This is a genomic window from Massilia sp. Soil_C_3 (assembly GCF_057657035.1).
In genome coordinates this window covers 431,994-451,431 of sequence record NZ_JBDGJG010000006.1, presented here as the reverse complement: position 1 = coordinate 451,431, position 19,438 = coordinate 431,994, and the positions used below count along the sequence as shown (strand labels likewise).

Annotated in this window: 19 protein-coding genes; 8 read left to right on the top strand and 11 right to left on the bottom strand. The window is 65.6% G+C overall.

Annotated features, from left to right (window positions below; translation table 11 throughout):
- Window positions 1–57: 57 nt before the first annotated feature.
- From AC3A6F_RS15000 to AC3A6F_RS14970, 7 genes are all read left to right on the top strand, one after another.
- Window positions 58–936, top strand: a complete 879-nt coding sequence (locus AC3A6F_RS15000) for a CorC family transporter (protein ID WP_487682012.1) — start codon at window positions 58–60, stop codon at window positions 934–936.
- Window positions 936–2,534, top strand: coding sequence for an apolipoprotein N-acyltransferase (gene lnt / locus AC3A6F_RS14995; protein ID WP_487682010.1), 1,599 nt, complete (start codon window positions 936–938; stop codon window positions 2,532–2,534). Before AC3A6F_RS15000 ends, lnt begins: the two co-directional genes overlap by 1 nt.
- A 202-nt stretch (window positions 2,535–2,736) precedes the next feature.
- Window positions 2,737–3,651, top strand: coding sequence for a glycine--tRNA ligase subunit alpha (gene glyQ, locus AC3A6F_RS14990; protein ID WP_487682008.1), 915 nt, complete (start codon window positions 2,737–2,739; stop codon window positions 3,649–3,651).
- 17 nt (window positions 3,652–3,668) lie between these two features.
- Window positions 3,669–5,777, top strand: coding sequence for a glycine--tRNA ligase subunit beta (gene glyS / locus AC3A6F_RS14985; RefSeq protein ID WP_487682006.1), 2,109 nt, complete (start codon window positions 3,669–3,671; stop codon window positions 5,775–5,777).
- A 33-nt stretch (window positions 5,778–5,810) separates the two neighbouring features.
- On the top strand, window positions 5,811–6,380 hold the full coding sequence (gene gmhB / locus AC3A6F_RS14980; RefSeq protein ID WP_487682004.1) for a D-glycero-beta-D-manno-heptose 1,7-bisphosphate 7-phosphatase: 570 nt from the start codon (window positions 5,811–5,813) through the stop codon (window positions 6,378–6,380).
- 71 nt (window positions 6,381–6,451) lie between these two features.
- A complete protein-coding gene (locus AC3A6F_RS14975) occupies window positions 6,452–7,192 on the top strand; it encodes a lysophospholipid acyltransferase family protein (RefSeq protein ID WP_487682002.1) in 741 nt (246 codons plus the stop codon).
- A 41-nt stretch (window positions 7,193–7,233) separates the two neighbouring features.
- On the top strand, window positions 7,234–8,133 hold the full coding sequence (locus AC3A6F_RS14970) for a M48 family metallopeptidase (protein WP_487682000.1): 900 nt from the start codon (window positions 7,234–7,236) through the stop codon (window positions 8,131–8,133).
- 54 nt (window positions 8,134–8,187) lie between these two features.
- On the opposite strand, the gene AC3A6F_RS14965 is transcribed toward AC3A6F_RS14970, so the two are convergent.
- The 6 genes from AC3A6F_RS14965 to AC3A6F_RS14940 all read right to left on the bottom strand — a co-directional run bounded on the left by AC3A6F_RS14965 (window position 8,188) and on the right by AC3A6F_RS14940 (window position 14,198).
- On the bottom strand, window positions 8,188–8,646 hold the full coding sequence (locus AC3A6F_RS14965) for a YcxB family protein (RefSeq protein WP_487681998.1): 459 nt from the start codon (window positions 8,644–8,646) through the stop codon (window positions 8,188–8,190).
- Window positions 8,647–8,795: 149 nt separating this feature from the next.
- The gene (gene waaA, locus AC3A6F_RS14960; protein ID WP_487681996.1) at window positions 8,796–10,082 is read right to left on the bottom strand and encodes a lipid IV(A) 3-deoxy-D-manno-octulosonic acid transferase; all 1,287 of its coding nucleotides are present in this window, start codon (window positions 10,080–10,082) and stop codon (window positions 8,796–8,798) included.
- Complete coding sequence (gene waaC, locus AC3A6F_RS14955; RefSeq protein WP_487681994.1) at window positions 10,079–11,059, bottom strand: lipopolysaccharide heptosyltransferase I; 981 nt, start codon at window positions 11,057–11,059, stop codon at window positions 10,079–10,081. Before waaC ends, waaA begins: the two co-directional genes overlap by 4 nt.
- A gap of 9 nt (window positions 11,060–11,068) precedes the next feature.
- A complete protein-coding gene (locus AC3A6F_RS14950) occupies window positions 11,069–12,451 on the bottom strand; it encodes a phosphomannomutase/phosphoglucomutase (RefSeq protein ID WP_487681992.1) in 1,383 nt (460 codons plus the stop codon).
- A gap of 239 nt (window positions 12,452–12,690) precedes the next feature.
- The gene (locus tag AC3A6F_RS14945; protein WP_320476743.1) at window positions 12,691–13,002 is read right to left on the bottom strand and encodes an H-NS histone family protein; all 312 of its coding nucleotides are present in this window, start codon (window positions 13,000–13,002) and stop codon (window positions 12,691–12,693) included.
- Window positions 13,003–13,103: 101 nt separating this feature from the next.
- Window positions 13,104–14,198 carry an MraY family glycosyltransferase gene (locus AC3A6F_RS14940; protein WP_487681990.1) on the bottom strand — a complete coding sequence of 365 codons (1,095 nt, stop codon included), beginning with the start codon at window positions 14,196–14,198 and terminating at the stop codon, window positions 13,104–13,106.
- 275 nt (window positions 14,199–14,473) lie between these two features.
- On the opposite strand from AC3A6F_RS14940, the gene AC3A6F_RS14935 reads away from it, so the two are divergent.
- Window positions 14,474–15,322 carry a symmetrical bis(5'-nucleosyl)-tetraphosphatase gene (locus AC3A6F_RS14935; protein WP_487681988.1) on the top strand — a complete coding sequence of 283 codons (849 nt, stop codon included), beginning with the start codon at window positions 14,474–14,476 and terminating at the stop codon, window positions 15,320–15,322.
- Between the two features lie 162 nt (window positions 15,323–15,484).
- On the opposite strand, the gene AC3A6F_RS14930 is transcribed toward AC3A6F_RS14935, so the two are convergent.
- From AC3A6F_RS14930 to ruvX, 5 genes are read right to left on the bottom strand one after another with little or no spacing between them, the layout of a single operon-like run.
- Complete coding sequence (locus AC3A6F_RS14930; protein WP_487681986.1) at window positions 15,485–16,216, bottom strand: lysophospholipid acyltransferase family protein; 732 nt, start codon at window positions 16,214–16,216, stop codon at window positions 15,485–15,487.
- A 56-nt stretch (window positions 16,217–16,272) separates the two neighbouring features.
- The gene (locus AC3A6F_RS14925; protein WP_487681984.1) at window positions 16,273–17,556 is read right to left on the bottom strand and encodes a dihydroorotase; all 1,284 of its coding nucleotides are present in this window, start codon (window positions 17,554–17,556) and stop codon (window positions 16,273–16,275) included.
- Window positions 17,553–18,527 carry an aspartate carbamoyltransferase catalytic subunit gene (locus AC3A6F_RS14920; protein ID WP_320473076.1) on the bottom strand — a complete coding sequence of 325 codons (975 nt, stop codon included), beginning with the start codon at window positions 18,525–18,527 and terminating at the stop codon, window positions 17,553–17,555. The genes AC3A6F_RS14925 and AC3A6F_RS14920 overlap by 4 nt, the downstream gene beginning before the upstream one ends.
- Window positions 18,508–19,038: a bifunctional pyr operon transcriptional regulator/uracil phosphoribosyltransferase PyrR gene (gene pyrR, locus AC3A6F_RS14915; protein WP_320473077.1), complete on the bottom strand. Its 531-nt coding sequence runs from the start codon at window positions 19,036–19,038 to the stop codon at window positions 18,508–18,510. The genes AC3A6F_RS14920 and pyrR overlap by 20 nt, the downstream gene beginning before the upstream one ends.
- Window positions 19,025–19,429, bottom strand: coding sequence for a Holliday junction resolvase RuvX (gene ruvX / locus AC3A6F_RS14910; RefSeq protein ID WP_320473078.1), 405 nt, complete (start codon window positions 19,427–19,429; stop codon window positions 19,025–19,027). The genes pyrR and ruvX overlap by 14 nt, the downstream gene beginning before the upstream one ends.
- Between the last annotated feature and the right edge of the window lie 9 nt (window positions 19,430–19,438).

Below are 19,438 nucleotides of genomic sequence, written 5' to 3'. Positions count from 1 at the left end.
TCGCACCCCTATTTGGTGTATCCTACACCCCATTGCAACAACGGCTTCCCGCCAACTATGCCCGAGTATCCCAGTGACGTCCGACCGGACGCCAAACCCCACAGGTCACTGCTTGAACGGCTGACCGCCTTCATCTCCCCCGAGCCCGAAAATCGCGCAGAGCTCCTCGAAGTGCTGCACGATGCCCACGAACGCAACCTCCTCGACGCCGATGCGCTGTCGATGATCGAGGGCGTGTTCCAGGTTTCCGACCTGTCGGCGCGCGACATCATGGTTCCCCGTTCCCAAATGGACGTGATCGACATCACGAAACCGATCGAGGAATGGATGCCCAACGTGCTCGAAACCGCCCACTCGCGCTTCCCCGCCATCGAAGGCGAGCGCGACAAGGTGGTCGGCATCCTGCTGGCCAAGGATTTGCTGCGTTATTACGCTGAAGAATCTTTCGACGTGCGCACCAAACTGCGCCCGGCGGTCTTCATTCCCGAATCGAAGCGCCTGAACGTGCTGCTGCGCGACTTCCGCGCCAACCACAATCACATGGCGATCGTGGTCGACGAGTATTCCGGCGTGGCCGGCCTGATCACGATCGAGGACGTGCTCGAGCAGATCGTCGGCGACATCGAGGACGAATACGATTTCGATGAAGAAGAAGACAACATCATCTCGATCCGCGAAGGCCAGCATGGCCCGCGCTGGCGCATCAAGGCGCTGACCGAGATCGGGCAGTTCAACGAGGAACTCGGCACCGAGCTGCCGGACATTGATGTCGACACCATCGGCGGCCTGATCGCCAGCCACCTGGGGCATATGCCGCACAAGGGCGAAGTGGTCGACCTGCACGGCCTGCGCTTCGAGATTCTGCGCGCCGACGCGCGCCAGATCCACGTCCTGCTGGTCGAACAGTTGCCGTCGCCTGAAGACGACCGCGACTGATGCTGCGCCGCCGGACCAAGACTGCATCGGCGCCAGCCGCGGCGCCTGCCGCCGCGCTGCGCGGCGACAAGCCATCCGCGCTGCTGCTGCTCACCGCCGCGCTGGCCGGCGGTTCTTCCATCCTGTCGTTCCAGCCCTTCGGCTGGTGGCCGCTGCAATTGCTGTCCCTGGCCTGGCTGTTCTACCAGGTCGGGTTGAAGAGTTCGGTCAAGCGCGCGACCCTGATCGGCTGGGCCTTCGGCTTCGGCTGGTCGGTCGCCGGCATGCACTGGCTGTCCGTCCTCATGACCCGCTTCGCCCACCTGCCGGTGCTGCTGGCAGTCGTGGCGATCGTCCTGCTCGGCCTGTACATGGGCCTGTTCGCCGCCTTCACTGCCGGCGTCGCGACCTGGCTGCGCAAGCGCTGGTCGCTGCCGGTGGCCGCTTTCCTGCTGCTGGTGCTGCCCACGCTGTGGGGCGTGTCCGAATGGCTGCGCGGCTGGGTGTTTACGGGATTCCCCTGGGCCTCGTCGGGCTATGCTCACGACCTGGCGCCGCTGGCCGGCTTCGCGCCGCTGATCGGCGTATACGGCATCGGCATCCTGGCCGGCGTCGGCGCCGGCTGCATCGCGATGCTGACCCAGCGCGCGCGCTGGCCGGCGATCGGCCTGCTGGCGGGCCTCATTTTGGTGGGCGCGGGCCTGCGCACGGTCGAATGGACCCAGGAGACGGGCCAGCCGATCACCGTGCGCCTGCTGCAAGGCAATATCCCGCAAGACAGGAAATTCGATATGGAATTCCTGACCAGCATCGTAACGCGCTACCAGGCCATGATCACGGCGGCCCCGGCCGACCTGATCGCCACGCCCGAAACCGCCCTGCCCGTCTTCCCGCACAATCTGCCGGACGGCTACCTGGACGGCCTGCAGCGTTTCGCAACGACCAGCGGCAGCACACTGGCGATCGGCCTGCCGCTGTTCGACGGTCCGGAAAAATACGGCAACAGCCTGATCGCGATGAGCCCCGAACCGAGGCCCTATCGCTACGACAAGGCGCACCTGGTGCCGTTCGGCGAATTCATCCCGCCGGGCTTCCGCTGGTTCACCGACATGATGAACATCCCGCTGAGCGACGCCACCCGTGGCGCCGCGCTGCAGGCCCCGTTCCAGGTCAAGGACCAGTGGGTGCTGCCGAATATCTGCTACGAAGACGTGTTCGGAGAAGAGATCGCCTACCAGCTGCGCAATGCGCAGCACCCGGCGACCCTGCTGCTGAACGTGTCGAACCTGTCGTGGTACGGCCAGTCGGTGGCCATCCCGCAGCACCTGCAGATCTCGCGCATGCGCACCCTGGAGACGGGCCGCCCGATGCTGCGTTCGACCAACGACGGCGCCACCGCCGTGATCGACCACCGCGGCAACATCACGCAAGTGCTGCCGTTCTACACCGACGGTGTCCTGAGCGCGACGGTGCGCGGCGCGAGCGGCATGACGCCGTTCATCCGTCTCGGCAGCGCGGCCTTCCTGATGCTGGGAGGCCTGATGCTGCTCGGCGCCTGGTTTGCGGGCCGCCGCTACCGTAGCCACGTAGGGTTGGCGGCTACGCCGCCGACGCGGTGATTGCTATCGCCTCCGATTTCGCACCGGATGATCTCATTGCAAACCATCACCGCGTCGGCGGCAGAGCCGCCAACCCTACGCAAATCGCGCCGATTCAAATAGATGAGTGAAATCGCCCCCCAGAGGGGCGCAAAAATTCAGTAGAATTAGTCATTTGGCAAACATACCGTGTTCGCGGCCCACCAGCCCCGTCCCATTCGAGATGCTCACATTCCAACAAATCATCCTCACCCTGCAGTCCTACTGGGACAAGCAGGGCTGCGCACTGCTCCAGCCCTACGACATGGAAGTCGGCGCGGGCACCTTCCACACCGGCACCTTTCTGCGTGCGATCGGCCCCGAGCCGTGGCGCGCCGCCTATGTGCAGCCGTCGCGCCGCCCGAAGGATGGCCGCTATGGCGAGAATCCGAACCGCCTGCAGCACTACTACCAATTCCAGGTGGCCTTGAAGCCCGCGCCCGAGAACATTCTCGATCTGTACCTCGGTTCGCTCGAGGCGCTGGGACTGGACCTCAAGAAGAATGACGTGCGCTTCGTCGAGGACGACTGGGAAAGCCCGACCCTGGGCGCCTGGGGCCTCGGTTGGGAAGTCTGGCTGAACGGCATGGAAGTGACCCAGTTCACCTATTTCCAGCAGGTCGGCGGCCTCGATTGCAAGCCGGTGCTGGGCGAGATCACCTATGGCATCGAGCGCCTGGCCATGTACCTGCAGGGCGTCGAGAACGTCTACGACCTGGTGTGGACCGAGTGGGAAGAGAACGGCGAGAAGAAGAAGCTCTCCTACGGCGACGTCTTCCACCAGAACGAGGTCGAACAATCGACCTACAACTTCGAGCATTCGAATACCGAAATCCTGTTCCAGGCTTTCAATAACCACGAATCCGAAGCCAAGCGCCTGGTCGAGCTGCAACTGACCCTGCCGGCCTACGAGCAGATCATGAAGGCCTCGCACAGCTTCAACCTGCTGGACGCGCGCGGCGCGATCTCGGTGACCGAGCGCGCCGCCTACATCGGCCGCGTGCGCACCCTGTCGCGCCTGGTGGCGCAAGCCTATTACGATTCGCGCGAGAAGCTGGGCTTCCCGATGGCGCCTAAAAGCGAACAAGCCGCGGCTTGAAAAGAACAGAACAGACCATGAACCAAACACTCCTCGTCGAACTGCAGACCGAAGAACTGCCGCCGAAGGCGCTCGTCAAGCTGGGCGCGGCCTTTGCCGCCGGCATTTCGAACGGCCTGAAAGCCCGCGACTTCCTGGAAGCCGATAGCAGCGTCACCACCCACGCCACCCCGCGCCGCCTGGCCGTGTCGATCACGAACGTGCGCGACACTTCACCCGACAAATCGATCCGCGAGAAGGTGCTGCCTGTCTCCGTGGCCCTCGACAAGGAAGGCAATCCGAGCGCGCCGCTGGCCAAGAAGCTGGCCGCGCTGGGCTTCCCCGACCTCTCCGTCGACCAGCTCGAACGCGCCCAGGACGGCAAGGCCGAAAGCTTCTTCTACACCTATACGGCCGCCGGCAGCCTGCTCGCCGGCGCCCTGCAGGACGTGCTGGCCGAGACGGTGGCCAAGCTGCCGATCCCGAAGGTCATGAGCTACCAGCGCCCGAGCGGCGACACCGTGCAGTTCGTGCGTCCGGTGCACCTTTTGATCGCGCTGCATGGCGACCAGGTGCTGCCGCTGTCCCTGCTGGGCCTGGCCGCCGGCCGCACCACGATGGGCCACCGCTTCCTGTCGCATGGCGGTCCGATCACGATCGGGCACGCGAACGACTACGCGCAAGTGCTGGAAACCGAAGGCAAGGTCTTGTCGTCGCTTGACGCGCGCAAGGAAAGCATCCGCACCCAGCTGCTCGGGAAAGCCGGCGCCGACCAGGTCCTGATGCCCGAATCGCTGCTGGACGAAGTGGCGGCCCTGGTCGAATGGCCGGTGGTCTATGAATGCCGCTTCGAGGAAGAATTCCTGGCCGTGCCGCAGGAATGCCTGATCCTCACCATGCAGACGAACCAGAAATACTTCGCGCTGACCGATAACGAAGGCAAGCTGCGTTCGCGCTTCCTGATCGTGTCGAACATCGCGACCGATGCGCCCGAGTCCATCGTCGGCGGCAACGAGCGCGTGGTGCGTCCGCGCCTGTCGGACGCCAAGTTCTTCTTCGAGCAGGATAAAAAGAAAACGCTGGAGTCGCGCCTGCCCCAACTGGCCAGCGTGGTCTACCACAACAAGCTGGGCTCGCAAGCCGAGCGCAGCGAGCGCGTCACCAAGCTGGCGACCTATATCGCCACCCGCCTGGGCTTCGACGCGGCGCTGGCCGAGCGCGGCGCGCGCCTGTCCAAGGCCGACCTCCTGACCGACATGGTCGGCGAGTTCCCCGAGCTGCAAGGCATCATGGGCACGTATTACGCGCGCCACGATGGCGAGCATGACGACGTCGCGCGCGCGGCGTCCGAACACTACCAGCCGCGCTTCGCCGGCGATGCCCTGCCGGCCACCAATACGGGTCTCGCGGTCGCCCTGGCCGACAAGCTGGAAACCCTGGTCGGCATCTGGGCCATCGGCCTGCAGCCGACCGGCGAGAAGGATCCGTTCGCGCTGCGCCGCCACGCGCTGGGCATCGTGCGCATGCTGGTCGAGAAGCGCCTGCCGCTGTCGATCGCCGACATGCTGGCCGACGCGATGACCACCTTCGCCGACGAACCGGCGCGCTTTGCATCGCTGCGGGATCCGCGCGTGGAAGTGACCGCCTTCATGCTCGACCGCCTGCGGAGCATGCTGCGCGAGCGCGGCTTCTCCCCGAACGAGGTCGAGGCGGTGCTGGCCCAGAACCCGGACCGCGTCGACGACGTGGTGCAGCGCCTGGAAGCGGTACAGGCCTTCGCGGCGCTGCCCGAGGCAGCCTCGCTGGCCGCCGCCAACAAGCGCATCACCAACATCCTCAAGAAGAACGAGGAAGCGATGCCGAAGGATGCCGCGGTCGACCCTGGCCTGCTGCAGGACCAGGCCGAGAAGGACCTGGCGGCCGCCGTCACCCGCGTGCAGCCCGACGTCGATGCGGCCTTCGCCGCGGGCGACTTCAGCGGCACGCTCAAGACCCTGGCCCAGCTGCGCGACCAGGTCGACGCTTTCTTCAACGACGTGATGGTGATGGCCGACGATGTCGCGCTGCGCAACAACCGCCTGGCCCTGCTGGCGGTCTTGCACGGCATGATGAACCGCGTGGCCGACATCTCCAAGCTGGCGGCGTAGATGGGTCACGAGCGAGCCAAGGAAGAACGGACGATGAAGCTCATCATCCTCGACCGCGATGGCGTGATCAACCACGATTCGCCGGACTTCATCAAGTCGCCGGCGGAGTGGACCCCTATCCCCGGCTCGCTCGAGGCGATCGCCCGCCTGAACCAGGCGGGCTACCGGGTCGTGATCGCGACCAACCAGTCGGGCATCGCGCGCGGGCTGTTCGACATCGCGACCCTGAACGCCATCCACGCCAAGCTGCATGCGTCGGCCCAGCTGGTGGGCGCCGACATCGACGCCATCTTCTTCTGCCCGCACGCGGCGATCGACGGCTGCGATTGCCGCAAGCCCAAGTCGGGCATGTTCGAAGAGATCGGCAAGCGTTTCAAGGTCAATCTCAAGGGCGTGCCCACCGTGGGCGACTCGCTGCGCGACCTGCAGGCAGGCTTCAACCGCGGCTGCACGCCCTATCTGGTGCTGACCGGGAAAGGCGAAAAGACAGAGGCCACCGGCGGCCTGCCGCCCGGCACCCAGGTGTTCCCGGACCTGGCGTCGATGGTCACTGCATTCCTCAAGCCGGGGGCTACTGGTGCAACCGGCCCACAAGCTGCATAATCATAAAAAAAGCCATCATAAAAAAGTAGTCCTGCACTATCCAGAACCAGATCGATTTGTCCGGAGCCCCTTTGCGTAACTTCAGTTTGTTCCTGCGTTCCCTGCTGTTCACGATCGTCATGATCGTCGCCACCGTCATCTGGGCCTGCCTTTGCTTCCTGGCGGCGCCGCTGTCGTACAACAAGCGTTTCTGGTTCACCTCGCGCTGGAACGTCTTCATCATCTGGTGCGCGCGCGTCATCTGCGGCATCCGCTACCAATTCAAGGGCTACGACAACCTGCCCGACGCGCCGGCCATCGTGCTCTCTAAGCACCAGTCGGCATGGGAAACGATCTTCCTGCTGCCCAATCTCACGCGGCCGCTGGTCTACGTCTTCAAGAAGGAAATCCTGTACATCCCCTTCTTCGGCTGGGCCATGGGCTTGCTGCGCATGATCCCGATCGACCGCAAGCAGGGCAAGAATGCCTTCGGCTCCGTCGTGCGCCACGGGAAGCGCCGCCTGGCCGACGGCCAGTGGATCATCATGTTCCCCGAAGGCACCCGCATCCCGGTTGGCCAGAAGGGCAAGTACAAGAGCGGTGGCACACGCCTGGCTGTGGAAACCCAAGCGGTGGTGGTGCCGATCGCGCATAATTCGGGCGAGTGCTGGCCCAAGAATTCATTCATCAAACGGCCCGGATTGATCACGGTCTCGATCGGCAAGCCGATCTCGCCCGAAGGCCATACCCCCGACAGCCTGATGGCAGAGGTAGAAAATTGGATAGAATCCGAAATGCGCGTCATTTCGCCCCACGCCTACAAAGGTGGTTGAGCGACGTCAGCGCCCAGATTCGTGAGTCGAGGCCACAGACCATGGCCTCGGCGAAGGTCGACGGCCACCAGCTGGAGTTGTTCGCGCAAGAATTCTTCGCGGCGCTGAGGCCTTCCGACAGGCCTCTCCCGCCCGCGCAGCCGCTGTTCAAGGCGCCGCCGGCGCCGCCCCGCATCAAGCTTCCCTCGCCGCCCGTCGGCCCGCAAGACCCTCCCCTGAAACGCATCAATCTCGGCCACCACACCATCGAGTACGCCCTGCGCCGTTCGTCGCGGCGCTCGATCGGCTTCACGATCGACGACGACGGACTGCGCGTGACGGCGCCGCGCCGCGTGACGCTCGAGGAAATCGACAACGCGCTGCGCGCCAAGCAGCGCTGGATCGTCGCCAAGCTGCTCGAACGCGGCGAGCGGCGCGACCAGCGCCAGCTGCGCCAGCCGGTCGAATGGAAGGATGGCGCGCGCCTGCCCTACCTGGGCGGCGACATCGTGCTGCGCCTCGAGGAAGCGGCGCGCAGCCACTGCCAGTTCGACGCCGCCAGCAATGAACTGTGGATCGGCGTGGTGCCGGGGCTGTCCGAATGGCAGCTCAAGGAAAGGGTGAAGCTCTGGTTCCAGGCCGAGGCCACGCGCCTGTTCCGCGAGCGCCTGGACCATTTCGCGCCGCAGCTGGGCGTGAATTACAGCAGCTTCACGCTGTCGTCGGCCGGCTCGCGCTGGGGTTCGTGCACGGTGGGCGGCAGCATTCGCCTCAACTGGCGCCTGATCCACTATGCGCTGGCGCTGATCGACTACGTGGTGGTGCACGAACTGGCCCACTTGCGCGAGATGAACCACAGCCCGGCGTTCTGGGCCACGGTGGGCGAGGTATATCCGGATTACGACGGCGCCCGCCTGGCGTTGCGCCGCCGCTCGCATGAGATGCCGGTGTTGTTCGAGTAGCGTGGACGGGTCCCCCGTCCACGCGTCCAACACCGCTCGCAGGCAGGGAAAAAATCAGCGCAAAGCCAGCTCGTGCCGCGCCGCCGCCAGCTCGCGCATGGTGGCCACCTGGCCCTCGGACAGGCAACGGAAGGGAATCGGCAAGGTGCCGCGCTTGAGCACCATCATGAAGCCGCGCGAATAGGTGCGCACGGCGGCCACGTCGTCCCAGTCGATCAGGGTCACGCCGCCGCTGGTGCGCACGATGCCGTGTTCGTCGATGGTGAATTCATAGGTGCGCCGCCCGCGTCCGAGCAGGACGAAGTTCAGGGCCGCGCTGAAGGTGCTTCTCAGGCGCAGGAGCAAGCTGGCCGGCCAGCGCACGCGCCGGCGGCGGATCAGGAAGCCGCCATGCTGCCACATGAAACTGGTGTACTCGCGCAGCGAATAGCGCACGAAAAAGTGCAGCGCATCCAGAGGGAGCGCAGCGTCAGCGCGCGGCGGCGCCTGGACTTCGGTCGGTGCTGCGGTCATGACTGCCTCCAGCGCCTCTGCCGCCTGTTCCTGGACCAGGACCGACGTTGGGAAAACCGCGGGCTTTCCGCTACCGACCGGGCGATTGAACGACAACATGGCGCATCCCCTTTTGTTTTGTACCGTGCAGTTTTGAATGGTAACAAAACCTACCGGATATGCCGTTGCACGAGTTCAACAGTGCGCAGGGTTGCCCCGCGGTGGCGGCGGGCGAAGGCCAGCGCCTTTTCCCCCATCGCCATCCGCGCCGCGCTGTCGCCCAGCAGGCGCACGGCCGCCGCCACCAGGGCGTCGACGTCAGGCACCCGCAGCGCGGCGCCGTCGCCCACCGCCTCATTGGTGGCGTCGAGGAAGTTGAAGGTATGCTCGCCCACCAGCACCGGCTTGCCCAGTGCGCAGGCTTCGATCAGGTTCTGGCCGCCCAACGGCAGCAGGCTGCCGCCGATATAGGCGCAATCGCAGGCCGCGTAATAGGCGAACATCTCGCCCATCGAATCGCCCAGCAGCACGTCGGCGCCATCCACGCCATGATCGAGATCGAGTTGCGAGCGGCGCGCCAGCGTGAATCCGCGCGCCGAGGCAAGCGCCGCGACTTCGTCGAAGCGCTGCGGATGGCGCGGCACCAGCGCCAAGAGCGCTCCGGCCGGCTTGTCAGGCATCCGCTGCCACGCGTCGAGGATCAGCGCCTCTTCGCCCTCGCGCGTGCTGGCGCACAGGAACACCGGCCGTTCGGGGCCGCCGGAACGGATGCGGCTGCGCAGCCAGTCGCCCTTCTCCAGCGCCGCCGGCGGCGGCGTCACGTCGAACTTGACGCTGCCGGTGACCACCACGTTTGGCGCGCCGAGCGAGCCGATGCGCTCGGCATCGAGCTCGGTCTGGGCCGCGACCAGCGTAAAGCCGCGCGCCGCCTCCAGCATCACGGCGCCGGCCTTGCGGCCGCGCCTGAGGGATTTTTCGGACAGGCGGGCATTGGCCAGCACCACCGGGATGTCCAATCGCGTGCAGGCGTGGATCAGGTTCGGCCAGACCTCGGTCTCCATCAGGATGCAGGCGCGCGGGCGATGGCGGCGCAGGAAGCGCCGCGTCATCGCGCCCGTGTCGTACGGCAGGTAGCTTTGCACCACGCGTTCGCCGTGATGCGCGAACAGGGATTTGCCGGTGGCGCGCCCGGTCGGCGTCATATGGGTCAGCAGGATGCGGCAGTCGGGATAGGCGGCCAGCAGCGCGTCGACCACCGGTTCGGCGGCGCGCGTTTCGCCGACCGAGACGGCGTGCACCATGATGGTGGGACGTTCGCCCGGCGCCGGACCAGTCAGGGCCAGGCGTTCGCCCCAATGCGCGCGATAGCCCGGCTCCTTGCGGCCACGCCACCACAGGCGGCCCAGCACGGCCGGCAGGGCCACCCACCACAGGGCGGAGTACAGCGTGCGGTTCATGCCGCGGCCAGCAGGCGGCGCGCGGCCGCCACCACCTCGTCGACGGATGGTGGCGCACCCAGCTCGCCCAGGTTGACGATGCGCTCGGACCAGTTGCCCTCGGTCTTCCACTTCGGCGAATCGCAATAGATCTCGATCGTCGGCCGCACGAAGGCGGCGGCGATGTGGGTCAGGCCGGTGTCGACGCCGACCGCGAGCCGCGCATGCTGGGCCAGGGTCACGGCGTCCATCATCGACAGCCTGGGCAGCACGCGCGCGTTCGCGATGCCGGCGGCCAGCGCCTCGGCGTCCCGGCGTTCGGCTTCCGAGCCCCAGGGCAGCAGCACCGGCATCGGCGCCAGCGCCTTGCCGAGCGCGATCCAGTTGGCGTCCGCCCACTTCTTGGCGGCGCGCGCCGTACCGTGGAAGAACACCGCGTAGTCTTCCTGCGGCAGGAAAGCCGGACGCGTCGACGCATCCGGCGCCGGCAGGCCGAAATCGGGCGCCGTATCGACCGGGTAGTCGAGCGCCGCGCCGGCCACCAGCCGGCCGCGCGCGACCGCGTGGGTGCGCGGGGAAAGGGGGATGCTGTCGGTATGGAAGATGCGCGAGATGCCTTCATAGCCCGAGCCTTCGCTGCCGTTGGCCAGGCCGACCTTTTTGCCGCCCTTGCGAACGCGCGCAGCGCCCATGATGATGCCGGTCTTGAGCAGGCCCTGGGTGTCGAACACATAGTCGTATTCTTCCTCGCGCAGGGTGCGAAAGAAGCCGCGGATCTCGGCGCGCGTCTCCCTCTTGCCCAGGCTCTTGCGCCAGCGCCGCAGCGCCCAGGGGATCACCTTGCGCACGTGCGGATTCAGCCGCACCAGGCTGACGTAGCCCTCTTCGACCACCCAGTCGACCGTGGCGCCCGGATGGCGGCGCAGCAGGTCGGCCACCATCGGCAGGTTGTGCAGCACGTCGCCCAGGGACGACACCCGCACAAGTAAAATCTTCAAGCAATCACCTCAGAACGGCAGATCAGCATCGGGCTTGGCGGCCAGGATCACGTTCTTGAACTCGGACTGGATGCGCGCCAGCGCTTCCGGATTCTCGCCCTCGAAGCGCAGCACCACGACCGGGGTCGTGTTCGACGAGCGCGCCAGGCCGAAGCCGTCCGCGTACTCGACGCGCAGGCCGTCGATGTCGTTGATCTTTTCCGAGGTCGGGAATGTGGCGTCGCGGCGCAGCTGGTCGATCAGGGCGAAGTTCTCGCCTTCCTGCAGCTGCAGGTGCAGTTCCGGGGTGCTGCTGGCGATCGGCAGGCCGTTGAGCAGCGCCGACGGGTTCTGGCCTTTCGTCAGGATCTCGAGCATGCGCGCGCCGGCATACAGGCCGTCGTCGAAGCCGTACCAGCGGTCCTTGAAGAAGATGTGGCCGCTCATCTCGCCGCCCAGCGGGGCGCCGGTTTCCTTCAGCTTGGCCTTGACCAGCGAGTGGCCGGTCTTCCACATCAGCGGCTTGCCGCCGTTCTTTTCGATGTAGGGCGCCAGGTGACGGGTGCACTTGACGTCGTACAGGATCTCGGCGCCCGGGTTGCGCGACAGGACGTCGGCCGCGAACAGCATCATCTGGCGGTCCGGGAAGATGATCTGGCCATCCTTGGTGACCAGGCCCAGGCGGTCGCCGTCGCCATCGAAGGCCAGGCCGATCTCGGCGTCGGTCTCTTGCAGCGCGCGGATCACGTCCTGCAGGTTCTCGGGGTGGGCCGGGTCAGGGTGGTGGTTCGGGAAGGTGCCGTCGACGTCGCAGAACAGCTCGACGACCTCGGCGCCCATACGGGTGAACAGCTCGGGCGCGAAGGCGCCGGCGACGCCGTTGCCGCAGTCGACCACGATCTTGATCGGACGCGCCAGCTTGACGTCGCCGACGATGCGCTCGATATAGGCGGCGCGGATGTCGTGGGTGCCGTAGCCGCCGCGCTGGTCGGCGATCTTGCCGTCATAGGCGGCAATGCTGTCGTGCAGGCCGGTGATGGCGTCGCCGTAGATCGCCTCGCCCGCCATCACCATCTTGAAGCCGTTGTAGTCGGGCGGGTTGTGGCTGCCGGTGACCATGATGCCCGAGCGGGTTTCCAGCACATTGGTGCCGAAATAGACCATCGGCGTGGCGACCATACCCAGGTCGATCACGTCGACGCCGGCGTCGCGCAGGCCTTCGGAGAGGGCGGCGGCCAGCTCCGGACCCGACAGGCGGCCGTCGCGGCCGATCACGACCTTGCGCTCTCCCTTGGCCAGCGCGGCGGCGCCGAAGGCACGGCCGATATGACGTGCGATGCCCGCATCCAGGGTCTTGCCGATGATGCCGCGAATATCATAGGCTTTGAAAATCGTTTTCGAGAGAGCAACCATGTTCTTCCTTGGAATTCTTGAGAGGCATGCACCGGTCACTTGATCGACCGTGGTCATCGCCGGATGTTGGAGGAATGATAAAAAATCGCTTGCTATTGTACCGGCAAGCGCTGGCGCCGTGGGATTGGCGCGCGTAGGATCGGTTGAGTACGGGCGGCGTGGATGCGCCCGATGCCTTGCGGAATGCTGCCACCGCCTGCAGTGCGGAAGTGAGGTTCCGCAACGCAGGGGGAATACGATCAGACGCGCAGATCGTCGATCGACTTGCCGCCTTCGACCCATTCCTTGACCCACTTCGGCTGGCGGCCGCGACCGGTCCATTGCAGGTTGGAATCGTCTGGGTGGCGATAGCGCACGGCGACGGTGGCGCCTTTCGAACCGCGGCCGGTGGCGGCCATCAGGTCTTTCAGCGGCAGGCCGACGCTTTGGGCGATGGCCAGGATTTGCTCGCGGGCTTTTTGCACTTCCTGGACTTCACGCTTTTTCATCTCCTGCTTGATTTGCTCTTGCAGGTTGCGCAAATCGCCTACGGACATATTCGACAGATCCATCATCGTTCCTCGTTCGTTAAAGATTAAATGCAGATTCAGCAATTACTGAATCTAGTGAATTCTCACTAATTGTCGCAATATAATACATCAATAAACCGTGGCTAGTCCTTCTTGCTTAAAAAAAGCCAGCGCGGGGACTTGAATCGAACAATACGGCCATACAACCAGAGGTAACTGATTATGAACAACAAACAGAAGAACATCAGGGCTGTCGTGTTTTTCCAGAACACCGTCGCCGGTATCACCGCCAGCAGTGAAAACAGCCATAAATAAGGAGAAGTCCGCGCATTGCGCTTCATCAATGCGCGTGCTTCGCGCGGCCCTACCGTCCATTGCACGATACGGCGGAATATCAAACTGTGCAGGTGAATACCATCCGGCATCGCCGGCGACTTACCGCGCACAAACATGCGCCGATAAGCGGAGAATATCGTTTCGAAAGCCGGATAAATCAGCAATAGCGCCGCATACCAGGTCGATACGCCGGGATTGCGCATCACCAGCAGCAGCGCCAGCTCGCCCAGCAGGAAACCGATGAAATAGGCGCCGCCGTCGCCCAGGAAGATCAGCCCCACCGGATAGTTCCAGATCAGGAAGCCGGCGGTGGCGCCGGCCACGATCAGCGCCGCCACCAGCACGAACATATCGCCCACCTGCAGCGCCACATAGGACAGCGACAGCAGCATGAAGATGCTGATCACGCCCGCCAGGCCATTGAAGCCGTCGATGATGTTGATGGCGTTGGCGATGCCCGCCACCGCCAGCATCGTCAGCGGCAGCACGATCCACACCGCCTCGATCGGCAGCACGGCCCACGGCAGGTCGAGCCGGCCGACGCGCGCGTCGAGCAGCCAGTAGCCGAGCGCCGCCGCGATCATCGTCAGCGTAAGCCGGCGCAGCGGGGAAACGCGGCCGGTGTAATCCTCGGCGATGCCGCCGGCGAGCGCGATCGAGGCGCAGGCGATCAGGGTGGCGAGCCACGCCATCATTTGCGGCTCGCGCAGGATCGATATCCCGGACGCCACCACCACTGCGAGAAAGATTGGAATGCCGCCGATACGCGCGACCGCATGCGAGTGCACTTTCTGCACGCCGCCAAAATCGCCATCGAGCCCCAGCCCATGTTTTCGCGCGGTCTTGATAACCAGCAGGGTCAGCAATGCGCAGGAAAGGAAGCTCACGAAAAACGAGAACATTATTGTTTTCTTTCGATGCCTGTATGTGGAGCCGTGAAGGCTCGTATTCATTGTACCGGAATGGATGGGCATTTCCGGGCGCACGTATTTAACATGCCCGAAGTGGTCGCCTGCAGTGTTGGAACTGAGTCAAAAAATGTCGATGCGCACGCATTTCGAACACGAGACAGGCGTGGAGATCAACAAACGCGGGGCCGGCGACAACGCCGGCGGGTAAAATCATTTAGTATCCGCAAAAGCAACAGCAACAGCTTCACGGGCCAATCTCAAAAAATATGAAAACCTATGCCATTGGCGACCTCCAGGGTTGCGCGCACGAAGCGCAACTCCTGCTGGACCGAATCTTCGAAACCGCGGGCCCCGATGCGCGCGTCCTGTTCGTGGGAGACCTGATCAATCGCGGGCCCGATTCACTCACCGCGCTGCGCCACATGAAGGCTTTATCGGAATCGAGCGGCGGGCGCATCGAAGCCCTGCTCGGCAACCATGACCTGCACCTGATCGCGGTGGCGGCCGGCGTCCAGCGCCTGAGCCGCTCCGACACCCTCGACGAGATCCTGGCCGCGCCCGACCGCGACGACTTGATCGCCTGGCTGCGCCAGCGCCCGCTGGCGATATTCGTCGACGCCCACCTGCTGGTGCACGCCGGCGTGGCGCCGCAATGGGATGCGCGCCAGACCATGGCGCTGGCCGGCGAAGTCGAAGCCGCGCTGCGCGGCGATGGCTGGATCGATTTTCTGGGCGCCATGTACGGCAACCAGCCGGACCGCTGGGACGATGGCCTGGTGGGCATGGACCGCCTGCGCTGCATCGTCAACGCCCTCACCCGCATGCGCCTGTGCGCGCCGGACGGCACGATGGATTTCAAGCACAAGGAAAGCGACGCCGGCCCGGCCGGCTCCGGCCTTTTACCCTGGTTCGACCTGCCGCAGCGCGGCACCCAGGACGTGACGGTGGTGTTCGGCCACTGGTCGGCGCTGGGCCTGGTGCAGCGGCCGAACCTGATCGGCCTCGATAGCGGCTGCGTGTGGGGCGGCAAGCTGACGGCGGTCTGCCTGGACGACCGCACGCTGTTGCAGGTGGATTGTCCCGAGTACCGGGAGCATGGCGGCAAGAAGCGCTAACCGTCGTTCCCGTGTTGTGACACCGTCCCCATGCACGTCGTTCCCGCGAAGGCGGGAACCCAAGGCTTCGGCCTACCACTTACGCAAACGTCTGTGGTAGCGCACGCACACTTGGGTTCCCGCCTTCGCGGGAACGACGGCGGAGCGCGACTGCAGCGGGGCTTACCGCGCCACCGCCGCCCCCACCGCCTCCTGCGCCGCCAGCGCCAGCTCGCGCCGGTGCGCGCCGCTGCTCTCGAGCGGCGCCAGGCAGGCCAGGCGCGCCGTCACCGGTGGACCCTGCAGGATCCTGAACAGGCTATCGACGAAGGTGGTGTCGCCGATGTACTCGATCGACGGATGATGCCGGCCGGCGGCATCGACATAGGCCAGCGCATACGGCTGCACCGGCACGCCGGCATCGATCGCGGCCTCGAACAGGTTGGCATGGAAGGGAAGCACCCCGCCCTGCAAACCGGTCGTCCCTTCCGGGAACAAGGCGACCCGCTCCCCTTTTTGCAGCACCTCGACCAGTCCCTTGAACACATGGCGCAGCTCGCGCCGGTTGCCGCGCGCGATGAACACGGTGCCGGCGCCGGCCGCCAGCCAGCCCATCACCGGCCAGGAACGGATCTCGGCCTTGGCCACGAAGCGGCAGGGATCGAGGGCGTTGATGACGAAGATGTCGAGCCAGGACACGTGGTTGGCGACGACCAGCGCGTGCTCCAGCGCGGGGACGCCGCCGCGATGTTCGACCTCGACCCGGCACAGGCGCAGCAGGCGGCGCGACCAGCCGCGCGTCAGGCGCATGCGCGAGCCGGACGGAGCGAAGGGAAACACCAGCGCGCAGGTCGCCAGGCCCTCGCACAGGTGGACGACGACGCGCGCGAGGCGCCAGGCAAGGCGGATTTTCAAGATGCGAAGGAGCGAAGGACGTCAAGCTTCATGCGAGGCTTGCCGTCCGGTGTGAATCAGCGCTGGTACGCCACGCGGCCGCGCACGATGGTGGCCCTGACCTGGCCGGCCAGTTCATAGCCGAGGAAAGGCGTGTGCTTGCCCTGGCTGGCCAGGGTCTTGCCCTCCACCTTCCAGCGCGCGTTTGGATCGAACAGCACCACGTCGGCCGCGGCGCCGATGCCCAGGGTGCCGGCCGGCAGCCTTGCGATGCGGGCCGCGTCGCTGGTGATGCGGCTGAGCGCCAACGCCAGCGCCTTGTCAGCATCGTGCTGGCCTTCAGCCCACTTGAGCGTGAGGCTGAGCAGCAGTTCCAGGCCGGTGGCGCCGGGCGAGGCTTCGCCGAACGGCAGCAGCTTCTCGTCGTCGTCGACCGGGGTGTGGTCGGAGCAGACCGCGTCCACGGTGCCGTCCAGCACGGCCGCGCGAATTGCATCGCGGTCGCGCTGCGAGCGCAGCGGCGGGGTCAGGCGCGCGTTGGAATCGAAGAAGCCGATGTCGGCGTCGGTCATGTGCAGGTGGTGCACGCCGACGTCGGCGCTGACGTCCAGGCCTTCTTTCTTGGCGGCGCGGATCAGCTCCAGGCCGGCGGCGGACGAGATGCGGCACAGGTGCACGCGTGCGCCGGTGGCGCGCATCAGTTCGAAGATCGTGTGCAGCGCAATGGTCTCGGACATCACCGGCACGCCCGACAGGCCCAGGCGCGACGCCAGCGGGCCGCTGTGGGCCACGCCGCCACGGCCGATGTGGGCGTCTTGCGGACGCAGCCACACGGTGTAGCCGAAGGTCTTGGCGTACTGCATGGCGCGCAGCAGCACGACCGTATCCAGGACCGGTTCCTCGGCCTGGGCAAAGCCGATGCAGCCAGCCTCGGTCAATTCTGCCATCTCGGTCAGCGCCTGGCCCTTCAGGCCCACGGTCAGCGCGCCCAGCGGGTGCACATTGGCCTGGTCGAGCATGCGCGCGCGGTGCTTGAGCATCTCGACCAGGCCTGGCTCGTCGAGCACCGGATCGGTGTCGGGCGGGCACACGAGCGTGGTCACGCCGCCCTGCATCGCAGCCTGCAGCTCGGATTCGAGCGTGGCCTTATATTCGTAGCCCGGTTCGCGCAGGCGCGCCGACAGGTCGACCAGGCCGGGGGCGACCACCAGGCCGGCCGCATCGATGGTCTGGTCGGCGGAAAAGCCCGCCGGTGCGGCGCCCAGCGCCGCGATCTTGCCGTCGACGATGAACAGGTCTTGCGCTGCGTCGATGCCGTTCGCCGGGTCGATCACTCGCCCGTTCTTGATATGAAGTTTCATGCGTGGGTTCCTGCCAAAATGCTCATCACCGCCATCCGTACCGCGATCCCGAAAGTCACCTGCGGCAGGATCACCGCCTGGGCGCCGTCCGCCACCGCCGAGTCGATCTCGACGCCGCGGTTCATCGGGCCCGGGTGCATCACGATCGCGTCCGGTTTCGCCAGCGCCAGGCGCTCCGGCGTCAGGCCATAGCTCTTGAAGTATTCCTGGGCCGAGGGCAGCAGCGCGCCGCTCATGCGCTCGTTCTGCAGGCGCAGCATGATGATGACGTCGACGTCTTTCAACCCTTCATCCATGTCCGTGAAGGTACGAACACCCATCTGGTCCAGGCCGCCCGGCAGCAGCGTGTGCGGGCCGATGGCGCGCACTTCGGGCACACCCAGCGTGGTCAGCGCGTGGATGTCCGAGCGCGCCACGCGGCTGTGCAGGATGTCGCCGACGATGGCCACGCGCAGGTTCGTAAAATCTTTCTTGTAGTGCCGGATCGTGTACATGTCCAGCAGGCCCTGGGTCGGGTGGGCGTGGCGGCCGTCGCCGGCGTTGACCACGTGCACGTCGGAGCGGGTGCGGTTCAGGTGCTGGGCGATCATGTAGGGCGCGCCCGATTGCGCGTGGCGCACCACGAACATATCGGCGTGCATCGCCGCCAGGTTGTCGATGGTGTCGAGCAGCGACTCGCCCTTGGTGGTCGACGAAGCCTGGATGTTCAGGTTGATGACGTCGGCCGACAGGCGCTTCGAGGCGATCTCGAAGGTGGTGCGGGTGCGCGTCGAGTTTTCGAAGAACAGGTTGAACACGCTCTTGCCGCGCATGAGCGGGACCTTCTTGACTTCGCGGTCGGAGATGCCGACGAAGCTCGATGCGGTGTCGAGGATGTGGTCGATGTGCGACTTCTTGAGTCCCTCGATGGTGAGCAGGTGTTGCAGCTCGCCGTTCTTGTTCAGTTGCGGATTATTGTGCAGGGTCGGCATTGTCTTCTTCGATGGTCAGCGAGAGTTGGCCTGTTTCGTCGCGCTGCAGGCACAGCGACTGGTTTGCCGCGAGCGACACGCGGGTGCCGACGAAATCGGCCGCCACCGGCAGCTCGCGCCCGCCGCGGTCGGCCAGCGCGGCCAGTTTGATGCAGCTAGGCCGGCCGTAGTCGAACAGCACATTGATCGCGGCGCGCGTGGTGCGGCCGGTCTGCAGCACGTCGTCGACCAGCACCACCGTGGCGCCGTCGACGGCGAAGCGGATGTGGGTCGGCTTCACGTCAGGGTGCAGGCCCTTGCGCGCATAGTCGTCGCGGTAGAACGACACGTCGATCGAACCCAGGCGGGCGGTGAGGTCGAGGTCGCGCGCCAGGCGTTCCGCCAGCCAGGCGCCGCCGGAATGGATGCCGACGACAGCGGCATCGGACACGCCGTCCAGGCCCGCGCGGACCTGGCCCAGCAGCTCGCGGTAGAGCGCTTCGGCGTCGAGGTTGAGGTTAGAAGTTGGCATTAGGTGGGGAAAATGCGTCAAAGTATTGTTGCAGAATGATGGCGGCCGCCTTGTCGTCGATGACGTCGCCGCGCTTGGACGCGATGACGGCCGACGAATAGCGCTCGTCGACCAGCTCGACCGGCAGGTTGAAGCGGCCATGCAACTGATTGGCGAAGCGGCGGCTGCGCAGGGTCATGTCGTGCTCGGCGCCATCGGGATGGCGCGGCTCGCCCACCACCAGGCGCGCCGGAGACCACTCGGCGATCAGCTCGCCGATGATCTTGAAGCGGGTGGCGTTGTCGATCGCGGCGATGACGCGCAGCGGCTGTGCCTGCCCGGTCAGGGTGTTGCCCATGGCGATGCCGATCCGCTTGACGCCAAAGTCGAAGCCAAGAACGATGTCAACCATGCTGGTACG

Bases quoted from the DNA above. Each gene is read 5' to 3' on its own strand.
- AC3A6F_RS14970 (WP_487682000.1), top strand. From the start codon at position 7,234: ATGGCCTCGGCGAAGGTCGACGGCCACCAGCTGGAGTTGTTCGCGCAA.
- AC3A6F_RS14945 (WP_320476743.1), bottom strand. From the start codon at position 13,002: ATGGATCTGTCGAATATGTCCGTAGGCGATTTGCGCAACCTGCAAGAG.
- AC3A6F_RS14925 (WP_487681984.1), bottom strand. From the start codon at position 17,556: ATGAAACTTCATATCAAGAACGGGCGAGTGATCGACCCGGCGAACGGC.
- AC3A6F_RS15000 (WP_487682012.1), top strand. From the start codon at position 58: ATGCCCGAGTATCCCAGTGACGTCCGACCGGACGCCAAACCCCACAGG.
- ruvX (WP_320473078.1), bottom strand. From the start codon at position 19,429: ATGGTTGACATCGTTCTTGGCTTCGACTTTGGCGTCAAGCGGATCGGC.
- lnt (WP_487682010.1), top strand. From the start codon at position 936: ATGCTGCGCCGCCGGACCAAGACTGCATCGGCGCCAGCCGCGGCGCCT.
- AC3A6F_RS14940 (WP_487681990.1), bottom strand. From the start codon at position 14,198: ATGTTCTCGTTTTTCGTGAGCTTCCTTTCCTGCGCATTGCTGACCCTG.
- AC3A6F_RS14950 (WP_487681992.1), bottom strand. From the start codon at position 12,451: ATGGTTGCTCTCTCGAAAACGATTTTCAAAGCCTATGATATTCGCGGC.
- pyrR (WP_320473077.1), bottom strand. From the start codon at position 19,038: ATGCCAACTTCTAACCTCAACCTCGACGCCGAAGCGCTCTACCGCGAG.
- AC3A6F_RS14920 (WP_320473076.1), bottom strand. From the start codon at position 18,527: ATGCCGACCCTGCACAATAATCCGCAACTGAACAAGAACGGCGAGCTG.
- glyS (WP_487682006.1), top strand. From the start codon at position 3,669: ATGAACCAAACACTCCTCGTCGAACTGCAGACCGAAGAACTGCCGCCG.
- gmhB (WP_487682004.1), top strand. From the start codon at position 5,811: ATGAAGCTCATCATCCTCGACCGCGATGGCGTGATCAACCACGATTCG.
- AC3A6F_RS14965 (WP_487681998.1), bottom strand. From the start codon at position 8,646: ATGACCGCAGCACCGACCGAAGTCCAGGCGCCGCCGCGCGCTGACGCT.
- AC3A6F_RS14935 (WP_487681988.1), top strand. From the start codon at position 14,474: ATGAAAACCTATGCCATTGGCGACCTCCAGGGTTGCGCGCACGAAGCG.
- waaA (WP_487681996.1), bottom strand. From the start codon at position 10,082: ATGAACCGCACGCTGTACTCCGCCCTGTGGTGGGTGGCCCTGCCGGCC.
- glyQ (WP_487682008.1), top strand. From the start codon at position 2,737: ATGCTCACATTCCAACAAATCATCCTCACCCTGCAGTCCTACTGGGAC.